The organism is Streptomyces sp. NPDC007095 (genome assembly GCF_040634475.1).
Lineage (GTDB): Bacteria > Actinomycetota > Actinomycetes > Streptomycetales > Streptomycetaceae > Streptomyces.
This window is the reverse complement of the sequence record NZ_JBEYFS010000018.1, coordinates 1-17,884: the sequence shown is the minus strand read 5'-3', so window position 1 is coordinate 17,884 and position 17,884 is coordinate 1. Positions and strand designations below refer to the sequence as shown.

The window sequence follows — 17,884 nt, the reverse complement described above, 5'->3', positions numbered from 1 at the left end:
ATCGCGGTATTGCGATGTACGTCCCCTTTGGTGCAGGGGTGAGGGGCATGGGCGCTACCGAAGCGGCACCCGCCACGCATGCAGGGCCTCCCGGCCTGAGGCGAGAAGTCGGATTCATCGGGCTGATCTGGGCCTCGGAGGGGTCGATCATCGGGTCCGGCTGGCTGTTCGGCGCGCAGGGTGCCTTGGCGGCGGCGGGCCCGGCCGCGATCATCTCCTGGGGGATCGGGGGTGTCGCGATCCTCATCCTGGCGTTGGTCCATGCCGAACTGGGCGGCATGTATCCCGTGTCCGGCGGTACGGCCCGCTTCCCGCACTACGCGTTCGGCGGCGCGGCGGGAGCGTCGTTCGGCTGGTTCTCCTGGCTCCAGGCGGCCACGGTGGCACCGATCGAGGTGCTGGCCATGATCACGTACGGCCAGCACTACGCATGGGCGAACGGCTGGCTGAAGACCCAGGGGGGCCAGCACATCCTGACCGCTTCCGGGATCGCCGTCGCGGTCGGGCTGATGGCGGTGATCACCGCCGTCAACTTCCTCAGCATCCGCCTGTTGGCCCGCACCAACAGCGCGGCGACCTGGTGGAAGGTCGGCATCCCGCTGCTGACGATCTTCGTGTTCGCCATCGCCCAGTTCCACGTCGGCAACTTCACCGCCGCAGACGGGTTCAACCCCTACGGCGCGAAGGGCATCCTGTCCGCGGTCTCCTCCAGCGGCATCATCTTCGCGCTGCTCGGATTCGAACAGGCCGACCAGCTCGCCGGTGAGAGCGCCAACCCGAAACGCGACATCCCGCGTGCGGTGATCGGCTCCATCGTGATCGGCGCGATCATCTACATCCTGCTTCAGGTCGCGTTCCTCGCCGCGCTTCCCGCCTCCCAGATCCAGGGCACCTGGGCCACCGCCGCCTTCAACACCCTGACCGGTCCGTTCGCGCAGGTCGCCACGCTCATCAGTCTGGGCTGGCTGGCCACGGTCCTCTACCTCGACGCGGTGGTCTCGCCCGCCGGTACCGGCCTGATCTACATCACCGGCTCCTCGCGGGTCTCCTACGGACTCAGCCGCAACGGCTATGTGCCGTCGTCCTTCGAGGCGACCAACCGGAACGGGGTGCCCTGGGTCGGGCTCATCGCCGCTTTCGTCGTCGGCTGTGTGTGCTTCCTGCCGTTCCCGAGCTGGCGCTCGCTGGTGGGGCTGATCACCAGTGCCAGCGTGCTGATGTACGCCGGCGCGCCCCTGTCCTTCGGGGTCTTCCGCCGCCGCCTCCCGAACGTCGACCGCCCGTACCGGCTGCCCGGTGGCAGCTGGATGTCCCCGTTGGCCTTCGTCGTCGCCAACTTCCTCATCCTGTGGTCGGGCTGGACCACGGACTGGAAACTGGGCATCGCGATCCTGATCGGCTACGTCATCCTCATCGCCAACCGCGTGTTCAAGATGAACCCGATCACGCCCCAACTCGATCTGCGTGCCGCCCAGTGGCTCCCCGCCTATCTGATCGGCATGGGCCTCATCGTCTACGCCAGCGACTTCGGCCCCCTCAAGCACCCGTGGTTCCCCCTGTGGTGGGACATGGCTGCCGTCACGGTCCTCAGCCTCGCCATCTACTACTGGGCCATGGCGGTGGCCCTCCCCACGGAACAGATCCGGCGCATGGTCGACCGGGTGGTCGTTCCGGAGGAGGCCGCGCTGCACTGAGTGCGAGGGGCGGGGTGGCGGCGGGCGCGTGGTTGCCGGGGACGGGTGTGCCGTGGACGAGGAAGGACCTCTGAGGGTCTTCCGGGGCCCGCCCGCGCAGGGCATGCGCCGGCGCGGCCAGGTCGGCACCGGACTCGGAGGTCTCGGGCGCGCCGGGTCTGCGTGCCCGTGTCGACCATGGCCTGCCGCCTTTCCGTGGCCGCGAAGATATAGGTTCAAGGTGCAGTTATAGGGTGTCACGAAACTTCTTGACTATCTTCTTCGCGTTGAGTTATAACTTCTAACGAACGCAGAAGTGAGCAGCCAACGCGGAGCGCAGTGGAGGTCGTCATGAACGCCGAAGGACTCGTCGAGGTCGTACTGCCGGGCAAGGTGGAGCCGGAAGGGCTGGAGATCCGGCACGGAGCGGTGCCCGCCGCGGGCCCCGGCCAGGTCGTGATCCGGATGGAGGCGACCGGGGTCTCCTTCGCGGAGCAGCAGATGCGCCGCGGCCGGTACTACGACCAGCCGGCGTTCCCGTTCGTGCCCGGCTACGACCTGGTCGGCACCGTCCTCACGACCGGCGAGGGCGTCGGGCCCGGTCTGATCGGCACCCGGGTGGCCGCACTGGTCAAGGTCGGCGGCTGGGCGAGCCACGTGCTCGTCGACGCGGCGGACGTGGTGCCGGTGCCCGACGGGATCGGCGCGGCGGAGGCGGAGACCGTGGTGGTCAACGGCATCACCGCCTGGCAGATGCTGCACCGCAAGGCACGCATCCGCGCGGGGCAGACCATCCTGGTCCACGGTGCAAACGGCGGCGTCGGCTCGGTCCTGGTCCAGCTCGCCCGGGCCGCGGGCGTGAAGGTGATCGGCACGGCGTCCGCGCGTCACCACGACGCGCTGCGGGAGCGGGGCGTCATCCCCGTCGACTACCGCACCGACGACGTGGCCGCACGGGTCCGCGAGCTCGCCCCCGGCGGGGTGGACGCCGTCTTCGACCACGTCGGCGGCCGCAGCGCGGTCGACTCCTGGAACCTCCTCGCGCCCGGCGGCACGCTCGTCTCGTACGGCAGCGCCTCCACCCGGGACGACGAGGGCTCCAAGCAGTGGCCCGTGCTCAAGCTGCTCGGCCGGGTGTGGCTGTGGAACGCGCTGCCCAACCGCCGCCGCGCCTACTTCTTCAACGTCTGGGCAGGGCGGGCCCTGGCCAAGGACCGGTTCCGGGCCCGGCTGCGCGCCGACCTCACCGAGGTCTTCGCAGCCCTCCAGCGCGGTGACGTCACCGCCCAGATCGCCGCCCAACTGCCCCTCACCCGCGTCGCCGACGCGCTGCGGCTGGCCGAGTCCGGCACCGTCGCGGGGAAGGTCGTGCTGAACCCGTAGCAGGTCCTTCCGCAGCCGCCGATCGCGCACCTTGCCGCCGACACACACCTTCCCCTGCAATCCCTCTCCCACCCGAAACGCGAGGAACCGCCCATGACCGCCACCCCTACCGCCCACGCCGCCACCCCGAGCCGCCGCCGGGCACGGCTGCTCGTCCCCGCGGCGATCGCCGCCCTCGCCTTCACCGCCACGACGGCCGCCGCGGACACCTCACCGGCGACCGCGGCCGAGCGGACGGCCACGGCCCACGACCGCCGGGGAGCCGAACACAAGCCGAAGGCGATGCTCGACGCGTGGCTGCGGCTCTGGAACGGCGATTTCGCCCAGGCCCCGGGCATCATCTCGCCCGGCTTCCGGGTCCACGCCGCCCTCCTCGACGGCGGTGACGGCAGCTCCATCCGGGGCGTCGACGGCCTGGTGGCCTGGATCGGCCAGACCCGCGCGGCATTCCGCGACCTGCGCTTCACCATCGAGGTCCCCCCGCTGGTCGACGGCCGCTACGCATCGGTGCGCTGGACGGCCACCGGCACCTACGCCGGCGGCTTCCCCGGCGCCAAGGCCCAGCCGGGGACCGTGGTCACCTTCACCGGCACCGACACACTCCGCATGCGGGACGGCAAGTTCGTGGAGTACTGGGTCAACACCGACACCCTGAGCCTGCTCACCCAGCTCCAGGCACTCTGAAGCACGTCCCCCCCGAGGCAGCGGCGGTGACGGGTGTGCCGTCGGCACGGTCCGGTGCCTGACATGCCGCTGAGTGGAGCAATGACCGGTACGTCGTGCCGAGTCGCAGCAGGCTGGGCGTCTTGCCGAAACCGTGTGCCAGGAGCTCCGTGTGAACAGGCTGCATCGAACGTGCCGTCAGTCGTGTCATTCGCTCGCGGGCCCGCTCTCGGTGCACCCCCTTGCCTCGGTGACGTCCGAGCTCCCGACCCTCGCGCAGCGCCGCGGGACACCGTGAGGTGGCGGGGCCGCGGCGCGGAGGCGGAGAGCGCCACGCCGCACGCGAACAGCACGGGCCGCTCGCTGCCGGAACCGCCGCTGTGGATGCGCTGGCTACCCCTTTTCTACGTCGCGGCCGTCCTGCTGATCGAGCCCATCACGCCCGTGGAGTGGCCGGTGAGCTTCCTGCTGATCGCTCTCCCGTTGGTGGCCGCCTTCGCCCACGGCCCCGTGATGGTCGTCTGCGTCACCGTCTTCGCCGTCGTGTTCGAAGGGGTCCTGGCCGGTACCCCGTGCTGTGCGGGACGTTCCGTCGGCTACCTGTGGGACCGCCACTACGTGGCCGTCTACTTCTGCACCGCTCTCGTCGGCACCCTCGGAACCATCCTGGCCGTCAGCCGGATGCGACGGGAGCGCACGCTGGCCACCGTGCGCTTCGTGGCCGAGATCGCCCAGCGCGTCCTGCTCAGGCCCGTTCCGCACCGCGTCGGTGACATCCTGGTGGAGAGCTTCTACCTCTCCGCCGACGCGGAGGCACGAGTCGGAGGCGACCTTTACGAGGCGGTGCCCACGACGCACGGCCTGCGCCTCGTGATCGGCGACGTCCGAGGCAAGGGTCTGTTCGCCGTGGAGACAGCCGCCGCCCTGCTCGCCGCCTTCCGGGAAGCCGCCCACGACGAACCCGACCTCGCCGCCCTGGCGGGCCGGGTGGAGACCAGCATGAGCCGCCGGGCCGCCGACTACGCCGGCAGCGACATGGCCGAGCGCTTCGTCACCGCGGTCTTCGCGGAAATCGTGACCTCCGACCGGGTCGTGCGGATCGTCAACTGCGGCCACCCGCCCCCGCTGCTCATCAGCGCCGCCGAAGTGACCGAACTGGAGACGGACCGGTCCTCACCGCCCCTCAACCTCGGCGTGCTCGTCGGAGAGCCGTACCGCGCCGACGAACATCCCTTTCGGCCGGGCGATCAGCTCCTGCTGTACACCGACGGCGTCACCGAGACACGCGACGGGGACGGCGCCTTCTACCCGCTCGTCCAGCGCATCCGCTCCTGGGGCGTCCTCCCGCCCCGGGAACTCCTCGACCGGCTCCACCACGATCTGCTCGCCTACAGCGACAACCGTCTCCATGACGACACCGCCGCACTCATCGCCTGTTACGTCCCCGACGAACCGCGGGCACCCACCGACCCGCAGGCTCTGTGAGCCGGAGCGATCAGCGAGGATCCGGACGGCCGTTCGTGATGCGGTTCCACAGGGAGCGGGTGGCACCGAAGCCGCTCTCGTGGACCCACACGTGCGTGCAGGACGGGCACTGGAGGTGGAGCAGGCTGCCGGTGTTGGAGAGCAGATAGCGCCAGTGGTCGGAGCAGGTGCGCCGTTGCTCGCACGGGGCGCACCCGCGACTGTCGTTGCAGTTCGGACAGCTCACCCAGGCGCGGCGCCCGCGGTCCGCCTGCGGGTCAAGCGGCAGCATGGCCGCCTCCGCGCGGGGGAAGCACACCGGCCGCGACCAGGTCGGCGTACAGGCGTTGCTGCTCCTCGTCGAGACCGGAGTACAGCAGGTCGTACGCGGCCTCCTCGCCGCGCATGACCTCCATCGGGTCCCAGTCGGGGCCGAGGGCGGCCAGGACCTGGGCCTGTCGTTGCACCTCCTGTGCGGTGAGGTCGACGGAGAAGTCGACCAGCGCGGGGGTGCCGTCGGAAGGCGGGAGGTTATGTGGGGCCATGAGACGAAACTTAGGTATGCCTTCTTTGCCGGGGCAAGAGGGGGTGGTCGAAGTCACAGCAGGTCGGCGACTGTTTCGACGGCCTTTGCCGGTTCGCTCGTCCCGGATCGCCGCTCGTTGCGCTCCGAGCGGTCAGCTGGGCTTTTCGCCGGTTTCGCAGATACGGCGGGCGATCTCGCGCAGTTTGATGTTGTGGTCCTGGGACGCCTTCTTGAGCAGCTTGAACGCCGAGTCCTCGGTCAGCCCGTAGCGCTCCATGAGGATGCCCATGGCCTCGCCGATCTCGTGACGGGTCTCCAGGGCGTCACCGAGCTGCTGATGCGTACGGGCCGCGGAGAAGGCCACGGCCGCGTGCGAGGCGAGGATCCAGCCGGCCCGCTGAGCGGCCTCGTCGAAGGTGCGCGGCCGGCGGGAGTACAGGTTGAGGGCGCCGAGCTCGTCGTCCTCGGTGAAGAGGAGGAAGCCCATCACGCTCCCCATGCCCAGCTTCCTCAGCTCGGGAGCGAAGTGGGACCAGCGCTCATGCGGTCGGCTCAAGTCCTCGATGGTGTAGATCTGCTGACGGTCGGTCACGGCGTCGAAGCACGGGCCTTCCCGCAGGTCCTGCTGGATTTGGTCCGCACGCCGCACCACGTCGCTCGTCGCCGCCAGAGGACGCACCTCGCCCCGCCGCACGGTGAGGATGCCGGCGTCGTCACAGCCGTTGATCAGAACCGTCGCGTGCTCCACGACGCGGTCCAGTGTGTCCTGGACCGTGTCCTGGGCCAGCAGATCCCGCGCCATTTCCGCCAGGGCGACGGCGAACTGCTCCCAGACCTCGCCGGGCTCGTGCGACATGTGCCACCTGCTTGTTCGTCGAAGCGTCGACGACGCTCATCCGCGGTCCCATCTTGCCACTCGGGCGTCCCCGCCGCGCCGGACGGGCATGTGGGGGCGCCGTGCCCGTACACGCCTGTCCGCGATGTTCCTCGTTCAAACGGTGCGGTCCGCGCGAAACCGTCTGTTTCACAGGTGCGATCAAGGGTGACCCGAAGGAGGACCGAAGTCCCACGAACAACAGATCGCGCAACACCATCGCGATCACAGGAGGCCCCCCATGAACGACTGGCGCGAGTTTGCGGCCTGCCGGAGTGTCGACCCCGATCTGTTCTTCCCCATCGGCAGTACAGGCCCCGCGCTGCCGCAGATCGAAGAGGCGAAGGCCGTCTGCCGACACTGCCCCGTCCGTGAGGAGTGCCTGGGCTGGGCGCTCGACACGGGGCAGACCATCGGCGTCTGGGGCGGTACGAGCGAGACCGAACGACGCGCGCTGAGGCGCCGCACGGCCGCCCGCAGGTCCCGGGACACCGGATCGTAGGCACGCGGCGGCGAAGGGTGGGCGACGCCCGCGCGGTGCGAGGACATCCTGACCGGGGGAGTCCTGTGCGACGACGCGTGGTGCGATGACGAGCGAGACATCCCGCCGACGAGACCGGGGAGGCGCGATGGAAAGCGACCCGAACGGGGACGAGAAAGTGCCGGGCGACGAGCCCCAGGGCCTCACCAGCACCTTTCCCGGACAGCTGCGCAACGTGACCGACGCCCGCCTCATGGCGGACGACTATCTGTGCGAACTCGCGCGGACGTCACCGCCCGGAGCGGCCGAGCACTGGGACGACATCCTGCTGGTGGTGACGGAGCTGGCCGCCAACACGGTCCAGTACGCTCCCGGGCCCTTCGAACTCCGGATCCGCCCCACCTTCGACGGAGTGCATGTCACGCTCCGCGACAGCAGCACGACGCCCCCCGCGCCTCGCCGCGTCGACCCGGCCCACGGCGCGGGCGGAATCGGCTGGCACCTCCTCCACGCGCTCTGCCGTCAGGTCAGCGTCGTGGTGCGGCCCGACGGCAAGGACGTGCACGCCTTCCTGCCCTGGTGAGCGCTTCTTCGCCGCCTGCAGGTGTCGGTTCGCGTGACCGGGGCACACGGGACTGCCGAAGGACACATCAGCCCCGCACCAGAACGAGGTGGAACAGTGAACCTGGAGCAGCACCGAGCGTCCGGTCCCGCCGACGGCACGGGTGACGATGTGCCGGAGCCCGTCGACGACACGGGTGACGCGGTGCCGGAGCCCGCCGACGAAGAGCGTGCCGCCTGGGCACGGGTACGCCGCTCGGCCACGGGAATGGGGCACCACGAGGCAAGGTCCGCGCTGGCCGTCGCCCGGAAGGCGGCTCGCGGTGGTGCGCTCACCGACAGGGGCGCGGTCGTCGCACGGGCGGAGGCCGAGGAGTGGGAGCGGGTCACCGAGACACTCGCCGACCACGCGGGACCCTACGACCCCGCCGACGACCCCTTCGTCCAGGGCGAACAGGACGCTCGCGACGGCCGCGCCCTGCTCGCTCCGCATACCCCTGCTCCCCCTCCCGCCCCCGTCGCGCTTCGCGCACGGACACTGCCGCACCAGCGGTGAACGGGACCCGGACCGGGATCCGGACCGGGACCGGGGTCCGGACCGGGACCCGGACCCGCACCGGGGCCGGGGGAGTGCCCCGGAGCAGCCCCGACCGCATTGTCAGTGCCCTCCGCAACAATGCCGAGCAGCGAGAACGTCACCGCTCCCGGCGGTACGCGATCGAACCCGTCTGTCGAAAGGCCGCCCGCACATGACGCCCGCTCTCCGACGCCGCGCCGTGCCGCGAGCCCTGATCGGAGCCCGCTGACGATGCTCCGATCCCTCCCGCGCACGCCCGCTCCACTCGGCCCCGGCGGTGCCGAGGTCCTGCGTCTGATCACCGTCCAGCGCGTTCCCGTCTGCCTCACCGTGCATGCCAACGGGCGGCGCCGCTACGGCTACTGGCAGCCACTCAGTTCCGACTCCGGGCGCGGTGGTTGTCACGTGGCCCTGCCCACGGACGAGTGCGACGCGCTGCACGCGGCGGGCCGGATCGAGCTGGGCGACCCGGTGGTGGATCCGGCGAAGACCACATACCCGGTGCGCCCCGTCGTACGAGGCGCACCTTCCGCGACAGGCACACCCCGCCAGGCCCTCACGGCGTGAACTGGTTCCGGCGGCGGCCGACCACCGGAGTACGACGGGGTCGTCGTCCCAGTCCTGCTGATCCCGGTCCTAGTGAGGTGAGAGCGGTACGACGGCCGTGATGCGCTTGCCGCCGGCGCGGAGCTCCGCGATGGTGATGTCGCGGGCGAGGCGGCAGACGATCGGCCAGCCATGGCCCCCGATCCTCATGAGTCCCGGTTCGTCGGGGTGCTGTGCCGGTGTGGGCAGTTCCCGGCTGTGGTCGCTCACCGACAGGCGCACTTCCCGGTCGACCAGCATCACCTCGAAGTCGGTGACACCGCCGCCGTGCAGCATCGCGTTGGTGGTGAGTTCCGAGGCGACGAGCAGGGCGTCGCCGACGGCATCGCCCGTGCTGTCGCGCCCGCCAGACCGTCGTACGTCTTCTTCGAGTGCGTGCCTGACCGCCTCGCGTGCCTCGGCCGGACTGCGTGGTCCGGGGGAACGCAGCCGGCCGGGGACGGTCACGGTGTCGGGGGAGTTCGTCCGGTGCTCCGCACACATGCCTCTCTCCTCTGCGTTCTACCACTACGCCTGACCTGGGAAGCTCAGCCCAAACCTGTCCGTTCGGGGCCGGACGGCCTCCGGGGCCGTGATCCACTTTCGGGTGATGGCCCGGTCGAATGTGGAGGGGCGGAGCGTCACGGGGACTCGTCCGAGGCGTGTGCCCGCAAGGGAAAGCCCCCTGAAGAAACGTCAAAGCGTCGCATTCGGAACATAAATGGACGATGCATTCGAGTGTTACGGAAATATGGCTCATCGGTAACAGTGCTCATGTATCGCCTGAATCGTCCGGGGGTGAGGGCAATGTGTGCGCGTCGGCCAGCAGGCCGCACACCCGCACACGCACCCCGGAACGGACCGCGTCTGACGGCCGCGGGATGCCAGCAACCCAGTAGGAGGCTTTGTGTCCGCTTCTGCGTTTGTGAGCGTTCGTCGTCTCGCCGCCGCCGCGTTGACGGTGATGGCGGTGGCCGGGGCGGCGCTGCCGGCATCCGCGGCCGACCGCACGCCACACCATGCCGCCGTGGGGATTTCCGACGTGCAGCACGGCTTCGTGGGCCACGGGATCCGCTCCAACCGGTCGCTGAACAGTGAGTGGGTGGAGGTCAGCAACAACGCCCGCCGCGCGGTGAACCTGAGCGGCTGGACGCTGTCGGACCGTGGCGGTCACACGTACACCTTCCACCACTACCGGCTGGACGGCCGCTCCGTCGTCCGTGTCCACACCGGCATCGGCCGCGACACCTCCCGCGACCTCTATCAGGACCGCCGCGCCTCCGTGTGGGGCGACCGCTCCGACACGGCCGCCCTGCGCGACGACCACGGCCGCCTGGTCGACGCCGTCTCCTGGGGCGCCCCTCACCCCGGGAACCGCGACGGCGGCTACCGGGGTGAGCGCGGTGTCGAGTACCGCGGCGAGCGAGGTGGGCGCCACGACGTCGGTGGGCGCGAGGACGTAGGTGGGCGTCATGACGTCGGTGGGCGCGAGGACGTAGGTGGGCGTCATGACGTCGGCGGGCGCGACGACATGGGTGGCCGTCACGGCGAGCGTCACGGTGGACGCCGTTGACCCTGCTCCGCCGCTGACCGCATAGCCGTACGCCGGCTCGACCGGCATGGTGGAGGACCGCGCCCTGGTGGCGGGGTCCTCCGACGCGTGCGTGCGCCCACGACCGCGCGGTGGCCGAGCCGGACCTCGAACCGTTCGTGCCCCGAGCGATCACCTGGGGCTACGGAGCGGCCGCGTCGGCTGGTTCGGGTTCGTTCGCCGGTGGGCGAGTGGGGTGCTGTGGTCCTCGGGCGAGGACGTAGAGAAAGAGGGCGGCCATGACGGCGACTCCTGCCCACATGGCGCGCTGCCAGCCGTCGACGAACGACTCCTGGGCGGCACGGATCAGCGTCTGCGCATGGGGGCCGGCCTGGTTCGCGGTGTCGAGGGCGTTGGCGACACCTTCGCGCGCGGTGTCGGCTGGGCCCTCGGGAACGCCGGCGAGGCGGGAGTCGATGGCGTTGCGGTAGCCGGAGGACAGGAGCGCTCCGAGCAGGGCGACGCCGAGCGCGGTGCCGAATTCGCGGGTGACGTCGTTGAGTGCGGACGCGACGCCCTGGCGCTCTTGCGGGAGGGCGCTGGTGATGGCCTCGGTGGAGGGTGTCATCGACAGGCCCATGCCGATGCCCATGGCGAGCATGCCGGGAAGGACGGACAGGTAGCCGCCGTCGACGGAGACGACGGCGGCCATGAGCGCCAGACCGGCACCGGCCAGGAGAATGCCTGTGGCCATGGTCGCTCGGGCGCCGATACGCGCGGCCAGCCGTGGGGCGAGGCCGGAGGCCGCCATCATCAGCACGGCCATGGGCATCAGCGCCAGGGTGGACAGCAGCCCCGACCAGCCGAGGACGGCCTGGAAGAACGGGAAGAGGACCACGAAGACACCCGCCTGGACCCCGAACACCGCCAGGAGCGTGATCGAGCCGCCGGCCAGAGCGCGCTCGCCGAACAGGCGCACGTCCAGCAGTGCGGCATCCCGGCGGCGCAGCTCCCAGGCCACGAAGCCGATGGCGGCGACGACACCGGCGACCAGGCTGAGCAGGGTCGCCGGGGCGGTCCAGCCCCGCTCGGGTCCTTCCTGGAGGACGAGGATGAGCCCGGCCACCGCGACGACGGACGTCAGCGCGCCGACGGTGTCAAAAGCGTGCCCGGACGTCTCGCGGGAGTTGGGGACGGACCGCAACACCATGGCGAGGGCGACCATGACGAGTGCGACGGGCAGGACGAACAGCCATCGCCAGCTCACCACGTCGACCAGGGCGGCCGAGAGAAACATGCCCAGGATGCCGCCACCGCCGGCCACACCGGTCCACACGCCGATCGCCCGTCCCCGTTCCTGCGCCGGGAAGGCCGAGGTGATGACGGCGAGGGTGATGGGCATGATCATCGCCGCGCCCACTCCGCTGAACAGGCGTGCGGCGAGCATGACCTCGGCCGACGGGGCCAGACCTGCCGCCGCACTGGCGACGCCGAAGACGGTCAGGCCGGTGAGCAGCATGGGCTTGCGGCCGAGGCGGTCGCCGATCGCGCCGAGCGGCAACAGGAGTGCGGCCAGGCTGAGCGTATACATGTTGATGATCCACAGGACCGTGCTCTGCGAGGCGTCGAAGGTGACGGCGAGGCCGGGCTGGGCGACATTGAGCCCGGACACCGAGGCGATGACGGCCATCAACGCGATACAGACGGCGATCAGGATCGTGCGACGCCGACGCGCGTCGGGCACGCCCTCGCCAGGGACGCCGCTCGGGTCGGCGCTCACCTGGGGAGGCTGGTTCGTACTCATGGATTCCTCTCAACTCAACAGGGCATGCAGATTTCGGCGCCGGAGCAGAAGCCGAAGCGCCAGGGGCGACAGGGGTGGGCCCGCCCTTCGCTTACGCGGTTAGCGGCGTGCCGTTGTGTGTGGGGGGTGAGCACGGACGACGCTAATCGCACCTTGCCGTGAAGGCATACGATGTTGCCTATGACGCAAGACAATGGTGAGCTGGACAGCCTGGTGCGCAAACGCATCCGCGCCCTGCGCGTGGCCCAGGGCTGGTCCCTGGAGGAGCTGGCCGCCCGCGCCCGGGTCAGCCAGTCCACGCTCAGCCGCATCGAGAACGGTCAGCGCCGCCTGGCCCTGGACCAGCTCGTCACCCTCGCCCGCGCACTGGACACCTCCCTCGACCAACTGGTCGAGACCGCCGCGGACGACGTCGTCGCCAACCCGATGATCGACGCAGCCCATGGGCTGATGCGCTGGCCCATCAAGGCAGAACCCGGCATGACCGTCGTACGCCAGCGCATGACCGACCCGCCGCCCGACAATCCCTCGCGCATGCGCGCCCATCCGGGTCGCGAATGGCTCGTCGTTCTATCCGGCACCGCCGTCCTGCTCCTGGGCAACCGGCGCTTGCGGATCGAGACCAACCAGGCGGCGGAGTTCCTCACGATGCTCCCGCACGCCATCGGCGCCGAGGGCGGACCGTGCGAGATCCTGGGCATCTTCGACCGCGACGCCCGCCGCGGTCACCAGCGCGGCGAGGACGTCGGGAAAGCGAACAGCCCGTCACCGTGACCGTTTGCGTGTTCCGCAGTCCAGTCGGCCATCGCCTTGCGCATTCGGCAACCTGCAAGGTCACACGCGGGCGGCCCGCTTAGCGTGGGCGCATGAACCACCCCTCCCCGCACACAGCGCACCACGACGCGCACCATGTTCACGAGCACGAGCACGAGCACGAGCACGAGCACGAGCACGAGCACGAGCACGAGCACGAGCACGACGCGGGCGACCAGGCGGAGATCCTCGACCTGGACGCGGAAGTACTCGCCGAACACATCGCGTCCATCACCGCCTGGCTGCCCATCGGGACCAGCCCCCGCCGCATCGTGGATCTGGGCTGTGGGACCGGAGCCGGCACCCTCGCTCTGCTCGAGCGCTTTCCCGAGGCGGAGCTGACGGCCGTCGACCTCTCAGCCGCCCACCTGCACCGCCTGCGGGAGAAGGCGGCCGCGGCCGGAGCGGCCGACCGTGTGCGTGTCGTGCGGGCCGACCTCGACGCGACGGCTTGGCCCGAACTCGGCACGCCGGAGCTGGTCTGGGCATCGGCCTCCATGCACCACATGACCGACCCCGACCGCACCCTGCGCCAGGTCCACGAACTGCTGGCACCGGGCGGGCTGTTCGTCGTCGTCGAACTGGCCGGCTTCCCCCGGTTCCTGCCCGAAGACGCCCCGGAAGACGCTCCCGGTCTGGAGGAGCGCTGTCATGCGGCACTCGACCATCACCACGCCGAGCAGGTCCCTCACCGCGGCGCCGACTGGGGAACCGAGCTGACAGAAGCCGGCTTCACCGTCGAAGGCGAACGCACCATCGCCGTCGACGTGAGCCCACCCCACACCGACGCGGCAGGCCGCTACGCACTCAGCAGTCTGCGCCGCATGCGCGGCAGCGTCGCATCCGCCCTGACGGCCGAGGATCTGACCGCTTTCGACCGGTTGCTCGACACCGACAGCCCTCACAGCATCCTGCGCCGCATCGATCTGAGTGTGCGCACCGAGCGCACGGTGTGGGCCGCACGCCGCACCTGACCCTCGCCGTCCTGGATACCCGGGCAGTCCACGTACGTGCGACATGGGCAGGATCCAGGAGGGATCCACTGCTGCAGCTCCGGTGTCACCGAGTCCTTCCCGGCCGCGACGCCTGTCGTGAAGTTCCCTCTCGGCGTCCGAGCGGCCGTCGGGGCGCGGCTACGAGGTGCAGACGTTCTTCAGCTCGTCGGCCGCGTCGTCGATCTTGCTGGAGTCGGGGTTGGTGTCGCCGTTCAGGATGGACTTGTTGTAGTCGGCGACGGCCTTGTCGAGCTTGTCGACCGCCTTGTCGACCTTGCCGTCGTCCGTCCTGTCGCCGATCTTGTCGAGGTTCTTGTTGATGGTCTCGATGGACTTGTCGGTCTGGGTGGGATCCTTCGCGGCGTCCAGGCCGGCTTCGTTGATCGCCTTGAGACTGTCGGCGATCGTGTCGGCGTTCTGCAGGCAGTCCAGTGAGTTGTCGACGTCGTCGCAACCGGTGGCGAGCCCGGCGGTCAGGGCGACGGCGGCCAGGGTGGTGGCGAGGGTGGCGACGCGGCGTCCACGTCGGCGGTCAGCGGCCATGGGAGGGTCCCTTCAGGGGAATTCGGGCGTGACGGGGCGAGGGGGCAGAGGAAGTGGGGTAGGCGAGGGGGCAGAGGAAGTGGGGTGGGCCGGCCGGTCAGTACCAGGGCTGGTCGACCGCCTGGACCGGCTTCTTCCGGCGGCCGGCGATGAGGCCGCCGGCCGCACCCAGCGAGACCAGACCCATGCCGACGGCGGCCATGATCCCCTTCACGCCGTCCATGGTGAAGTAGCAGACCGCGGCCACGGCGCCGTTGACCAGGAACAGGAACCACAGCACCGGTGGCGTCGACAGGAACGCCTTGATCCTCGGCTTCTTCGCGATGCGCGAGCCCGCCACGAGGGACACGGCGATACCGGCGTACGTGGCCACGTCCTTCCGCGTGCCGTCGAGGACGGCGCCGGAGGCGGAGCTCGCGGCGAGGCCGCCCACGAAGAACGACCAGAGCAGCAGGTTGGCGACGAACGACCGCACGGCGGCGAGCAGTGACTTCACGGGATTTTCCTTCGGCAGGGGACGCACAGGTCCGTTGCGATCTCTGCCGTCAACGATCCCGTCGCCCGCCCGCCGTCACGAGGGACCGGCCCCCCGGATCGATGGTGTAGCGCGTTACACCATGTGAGCCACCACGGAGGGCACCAGGCACCGGCAAGGACCTGGAAGCACGGGGGAGAGTCAGAGCAGGATGCCCGCCAGTCGGCGCCACTCCTCGCGCGGGAGGGAGTCGGGGGTCTGTTCGGTTACCACCTGGAGCGCCACGTGGTCCGCGCCCGCCGCGTGGAAGGCCGCGACACGGGCGCGGATACGGTCCTCGTCGCCCCAGGCGAAGAGCGCGTCCACGAGGCGGTCGCTGCCGCCGTCCGCGAAGTCCGACTCGGCGAAGCCCAGCCGCAGAAAGCTGTTGGTGTAGTTCGGCAGCGAGAGATACAAGGCGAGGACGCCCCGGGCGAGAGTGCGGGCGCGGTCCGGGTCTGTCTCCAGGACAACCTTGAACTCCGGTGCCAGCAGAGGGACTTCACCCAGGATCTCGCGAGCCTGCGCGGTGTGCTCCGGCGTCACGAGGTAGGGGAGTGCCCCGGCGGCGCGGTCGCGTGAGAGTTCCAGCATCTTCGGGCCGAGGGCGGCGAGCATCCGGCGTCCCGCGGCCACTCCCCTCGCGTCCAACGCGTCCAGAAACGCGACCATGCTCGCGTAGGGGCGGCGGTACTGGTCCGCCATCTTGGCGTGGCTCACCCCGAGGCCGAGCACGAAGCGGCCGAGATGGGCCGTCTCCAGCTCCGCGAAGCCCGCCGCGCTCGCGGAGGCGTCCTGCGTCCAGATGCTCTGGATGCTGGTCCCCACGATGAGCCGCTCGGTCGCCGCGAGCAGCGGCGCCGCGTTCTCCGCGGTGCCGCTGCCGCCCAACCAGGCCGCGCCGAAGCCGAGTTGCTCCAGCTCTGCGGCGGCCTCGGCGCGCTCGCCACGCCGCTGCGGATCCTCCGAGCGCAGGCCCACGCTCCAGATGCCGTAACGCCCGACGGCCTCCTTCAGCGAGCGGACCTGGCTCTCGGTCGTGACGTCGTTCATCGATTCCGATCCCTTCGGTGTGGACGGGCTCCCGGCGGCAGAACCACCGTTGCTTGCGAACGTGTTCGACACTACGGTCCTCTTCGATCACCCGCTCTCGATCATCACCCGTCGAAGGAGACGTATGCGGCAACGGACCGCGCAGGTCGTCCGGAACCCGGTCCTGGCCGGCTCGCATCCGGACCCGTCCATCCTCCGCGTGGGAGCCGATTTCTACCTGGCGACCTCGACGTTCGAGTGGTGCCCGGGGGTACGGCTGCACCATTCCAGGGACCTCGTGCACTGGCGGCCGCTGGGCGGCGCGCTGGACAGCACCCGCTTGCTGGACCTGACCGGGTGTCCCGACTCCGGCGGGGTGTGGGCGCCGAACCTGAGCCACGCGGACGGCTTGTTCCACCTCGTCTACAGCAATGTGTCGACCTACGCGGGCGGCTTCACCGACAGCCCCAACAACCTGGTCACCGCGGAGTCGATCGACGGGCCCTGGTCCGACCCGGTGCCGTTGCACGCGCGCGGTTTCGACGCCTCCCTCTTCCACGACGGCGCCGACAGCCGGCTGGTGAACCTGGTCCACGACTGGCGTCCGGGCCACGGCGGCTCGGCCGGCCTGGAGGTGACCCGCTACGACCGGGCCACGCGTCGCCTGGTCGGTGAGCCCGAACCCGTAGTGCTGCCGCCCGGGGCCGGCTGGATCGAGGGCCCCAACCTCTACCGCCGCGGCCCCTGGTACTACCTGCTGACCGCGGACGGCGGCACGGGCTACGACCACCAGGTCACCGTCGCCCGCTCGCGCACCCTGACAGGCCCCTACGAACGCGACCCCGCGGGCCCGCTGATCACCGCCCGCCACCACCCGGACCTGCCCCTTCAGAAGGCCGGGCACGGCAGCCTGGTGGACACACCCGGTGGTCTGTCGTACCTCGCCTACCTGGTCGCCCGGCCGCACACACGGCACGGACCCTGCATCCTGGGCCGGGAGACCGCGCTGGCACCCGTCACCTGGACCCCGGACGGATGGCCGCGCACCCCCACCGGCCTCCCCGCCCCGGAGATACCGGCCCCGGGCATACTCCTCGACGGCACCGACCCCCGCCCGGACGACCACGACGACCTCGGCGACCCGGCGGATTCCGACGGCTTCGACCTGCCGGTGCTGGGACCCCAGTGGTCCACGCTGCGCCGGCCCCCGGCCCCCCACTGGCTGTCGCTGACCGACCGCGCCTCCCATCTGCGGCTGCGCGGCGGCCGTTCCCCGCAGAGCCTGATCGCCCCCAGCCTGGTGGCCCGCCGGGTGACCGCAGCCCGCTGCGCGTTCGAGGCGACGATGGAGTACCGGCCGCGGACCTTCCAGCAACTGGCCGGGATCACCGCGTACTACAACACCCGCAACTGGTACTTCCTGTACGTCACCGCGGACGACGAGGGGCGTGCGGTGCTGCGCGTGGCGGCCCGGGACCGGGGTGAACTCACCGTCGACGAAGCGGGCGGGGCATTCCTCGGCGACACCACGCGGCTGCGCCTCGGTGTCGACCTCGACGAATCCGTCCTCCGCTTCCGCTACGACACGGGCCCAGGCTGGCGCCCCCTCGGCCCGACGCTCGACGCGACCGTGCTCTCCGACGAACACGCAGAGGAGACGGAGGGCGACCGGATCCGCGCCCTCGGGTTCACCGGCGCGTTCGTCGGACTCTGGGCCTGGGACCTGACCGGGGGCGGTCTGCCCGCCGACTTCGACGAGGCGACGTACCGCACCTAGTGCCGCGGCAGGCAACGTTTGCCCGTCAAGGAGCGGCGTCCGGTGCGTGCTCTCGGCGTGCCGGCCGGAAGTCCTCGTACTGGACGTA

General features: G+C 70.5%; 20 protein-coding genes and 1 pseudogene. 12 read left to right on the top strand and 9 right to left on the bottom strand.

Annotated elements, in window-relative coordinates; genetic code table 11:
• Nucleotides 1-47: 47 nt before the first annotated feature.
• Nucleotides 48-1,694, top strand: coding sequence for an APC family permease (locus ABZ656_RS08940; RefSeq protein WP_101402439.1), 1,647 nt, complete (start codon nucleotides 48-50; stop codon nucleotides 1,692-1,694).
• Nucleotides 1,695-1,716: 22 nt separating this feature from the next.
• Here the strand turns inward: ABZ656_RS08940 and ABZ656_RS08935 are convergent.
• Nucleotides 1,717-1,833: pseudogene (locus ABZ656_RS08935) on the bottom strand (TetR/AcrR family transcriptional regulator); the annotation flags it as partial.
• Nucleotides 1,834-2,024: 191 nt separating this feature from the next.
• Between ABZ656_RS08935 and ABZ656_RS08930 the strand changes: the two are divergent.
• The 3 genes from ABZ656_RS08930 to ABZ656_RS08920 all read left to right on the top strand — a co-directional run bounded on the left by ABZ656_RS08930 (nucleotide 2,025) and on the right by ABZ656_RS08920 (nucleotide 5,204).
• Nucleotides 2,025-3,056 carry a medium chain dehydrogenase/reductase family protein gene (locus ABZ656_RS08930; protein ID WP_360265967.1) on the top strand — a complete coding sequence of 344 codons (1,032 nt, stop codon included), beginning with the start codon at nucleotides 2,025-2,027 and terminating at the stop codon, nucleotides 3,054-3,056.
• A 93-nt stretch (nucleotides 3,057-3,149) separates the two neighbouring features.
• Complete coding sequence (locus tag ABZ656_RS08925) at nucleotides 3,150-3,740, top strand: ester cyclase (RefSeq protein ID WP_360265964.1); 591 nt, start codon at nucleotides 3,150-3,152, stop codon at nucleotides 3,738-3,740.
• Between the two features lie 273 nt (nucleotides 3,741-4,013).
• Nucleotides 4,014-5,204, top strand: coding sequence for a PP2C family protein-serine/threonine phosphatase (locus ABZ656_RS08920; protein WP_360265961.1), 1,191 nt, complete (start codon nucleotides 4,014-4,016; stop codon nucleotides 5,202-5,204).
• Between the two features lie 10 nt (nucleotides 5,205-5,214).
• Here the strand turns inward: ABZ656_RS08920 and ABZ656_RS08915 are convergent, their stop codons facing one another.
• From ABZ656_RS08915 to ABZ656_RS08905, 3 genes are all read right to left on the bottom strand, one after another.
• A complete protein-coding gene (locus tag ABZ656_RS08915) occupies nucleotides 5,215-5,475 on the bottom strand; it encodes a hypothetical protein (RefSeq protein WP_101402440.1) in 261 nt (86 codons plus the stop codon).
• On the bottom strand, nucleotides 5,462-5,728 hold the full coding sequence (locus tag ABZ656_RS08910; RefSeq protein ID WP_360265957.1) for a DUF6400 family protein: 267 nt from the start codon (nucleotides 5,726-5,728) through the stop codon (nucleotides 5,462-5,464). Before ABZ656_RS08910 ends, ABZ656_RS08915 begins: the two co-directional genes overlap by 14 nt.
• 132 nt (nucleotides 5,729-5,860) lie before the next feature.
• On the bottom strand, nucleotides 5,861-6,565 hold the full coding sequence (locus tag ABZ656_RS08905) for a GAF and ANTAR domain-containing protein (RefSeq protein WP_101402442.1): 705 nt from the start codon (nucleotides 6,563-6,565) through the stop codon (nucleotides 5,861-5,863).
• Between the two features lie 259 nt (nucleotides 6,566-6,824).
• Between ABZ656_RS08905 and ABZ656_RS08900 the strand changes: the two genes are divergently transcribed.
• The 4 genes from ABZ656_RS08900 (at nucleotide 6,825) to ABZ656_RS08885 (ending at nucleotide 8,769) form a co-directional block, all read left to right on the top strand.
• A complete protein-coding gene (locus tag ABZ656_RS08900; protein WP_101402443.1) occupies nucleotides 6,825-7,085 on the top strand; it encodes a WhiB family transcriptional regulator in 261 nt (86 codons plus the stop codon).
• Between the two features lie 127 nt (nucleotides 7,086-7,212).
• The gene (locus ABZ656_RS08895; RefSeq protein ID WP_101402444.1) at nucleotides 7,213-7,647 is read left to right on the top strand and encodes an ATP-binding protein; all 435 of its coding nucleotides are present in this window, start codon (nucleotides 7,213-7,215) and stop codon (nucleotides 7,645-7,647) included.
• Nucleotides 7,648-7,743: 96 nt separating this feature from the next.
• On the top strand, nucleotides 7,744-8,181 hold the full coding sequence (locus ABZ656_RS08890) for a hypothetical protein (protein WP_360265952.1): 438 nt from the start codon (nucleotides 7,744-7,746) through the stop codon (nucleotides 8,179-8,181).
• Between the two features lie 252 nt (nucleotides 8,182-8,433).
• Entirely contained in the window at nucleotides 8,434-8,769 is a 336-nt protein-coding gene (locus ABZ656_RS08885; RefSeq protein WP_101402446.1) for a hypothetical protein, read from the top strand.
• A 69-nt stretch (nucleotides 8,770-8,838) separates the two neighbouring features.
• Here the strand turns inward: ABZ656_RS08885 and ABZ656_RS08880 are convergent, their stop codons facing one another.
• Nucleotides 8,839-9,291: an ATP-binding protein gene (locus tag ABZ656_RS08880; RefSeq protein ID WP_101402447.1), complete on the bottom strand. Its 453-nt coding sequence runs from the start codon at nucleotides 9,289-9,291 to the stop codon at nucleotides 8,839-8,841.
• 421 nt (nucleotides 9,292-9,712) lie between these two features.
• On the opposite strand from ABZ656_RS08880, the gene ABZ656_RS08875 reads away from it, so the two are divergent.
• Nucleotides 9,713-10,360, top strand: a complete 648-nt coding sequence (locus ABZ656_RS08875) for a lamin tail domain-containing protein (RefSeq protein WP_360265948.1) — start codon at nucleotides 9,713-9,715, stop codon at nucleotides 10,358-10,360.
• Between the two features lie 160 nt (nucleotides 10,361-10,520).
• Here ABZ656_RS08875 and ABZ656_RS08870 read toward each other — a convergent pair whose 3' ends face one another.
• Complete coding sequence (locus tag ABZ656_RS08870) at nucleotides 10,521-12,122, bottom strand: MFS transporter (protein WP_360265945.1); 1,602 nt, start codon at nucleotides 12,120-12,122, stop codon at nucleotides 10,521-10,523.
• 180 nt (nucleotides 12,123-12,302) lie between these two features.
• Here ABZ656_RS08870 and ABZ656_RS08865 point away from each other — a divergent pair, with 180 nt between their 5' ends.
• Both ABZ656_RS08865 and ABZ656_RS08860 read left to right on the top strand, forming a co-directional pair.
• Nucleotides 12,303-12,896 carry an XRE family transcriptional regulator gene (locus ABZ656_RS08865; RefSeq protein ID WP_360265942.1) on the top strand — a complete coding sequence of 198 codons (594 nt, stop codon included), beginning with the start codon at nucleotides 12,303-12,305 and terminating at the stop codon, nucleotides 12,894-12,896.
• Nucleotides 12,897-12,988: 92 nt separating this feature from the next.
• Complete coding sequence (locus tag ABZ656_RS08860) at nucleotides 12,989-13,909, top strand: class I SAM-dependent methyltransferase (RefSeq protein ID WP_360265939.1); 921 nt, start codon at nucleotides 12,989-12,991, stop codon at nucleotides 13,907-13,909.
• A gap of 159 nt (nucleotides 13,910-14,068) precedes the next feature.
• Here ABZ656_RS08860 and ABZ656_RS08855 read toward each other — a convergent pair whose 3' ends face one another.
• From ABZ656_RS08855 to ABZ656_RS08845, 3 genes are all read right to left on the bottom strand, one after another.
• Nucleotides 14,069-14,473 carry a hypothetical protein gene (locus ABZ656_RS08855; RefSeq protein WP_101402452.1) on the bottom strand — a complete coding sequence of 135 codons (405 nt, stop codon included), beginning with the start codon at nucleotides 14,471-14,473 and terminating at the stop codon, nucleotides 14,069-14,071.
• A 97-nt stretch (nucleotides 14,474-14,570) separates the two neighbouring features.
• A complete protein-coding gene (locus tag ABZ656_RS08850; protein ID WP_101402453.1) occupies nucleotides 14,571-14,969 on the bottom strand; it encodes a hypothetical protein in 399 nt (132 codons plus the stop codon).
• Between the two features lie 180 nt (nucleotides 14,970-15,149).
• Nucleotides 15,150-16,040 carry an LLM class F420-dependent oxidoreductase gene (locus ABZ656_RS08845; RefSeq protein ID WP_101402454.1) on the bottom strand — a complete coding sequence of 297 codons (891 nt, stop codon included), beginning with the start codon at nucleotides 16,038-16,040 and terminating at the stop codon, nucleotides 15,150-15,152.
• 124 nt (nucleotides 16,041-16,164) lie between these two features.
• On the opposite strand from ABZ656_RS08845, the gene ABZ656_RS08840 reads away from it, so the two are divergent.
• Nucleotides 16,165-17,796: a family 43 glycosylhydrolase gene (locus tag ABZ656_RS08840; RefSeq protein WP_360265934.1), complete on the top strand. Its 1,632-nt coding sequence runs from the start codon at nucleotides 16,165-16,167 to the stop codon at nucleotides 17,794-17,796.
• Nucleotides 17,797-17,884: the final 88 nt, after the last annotated feature.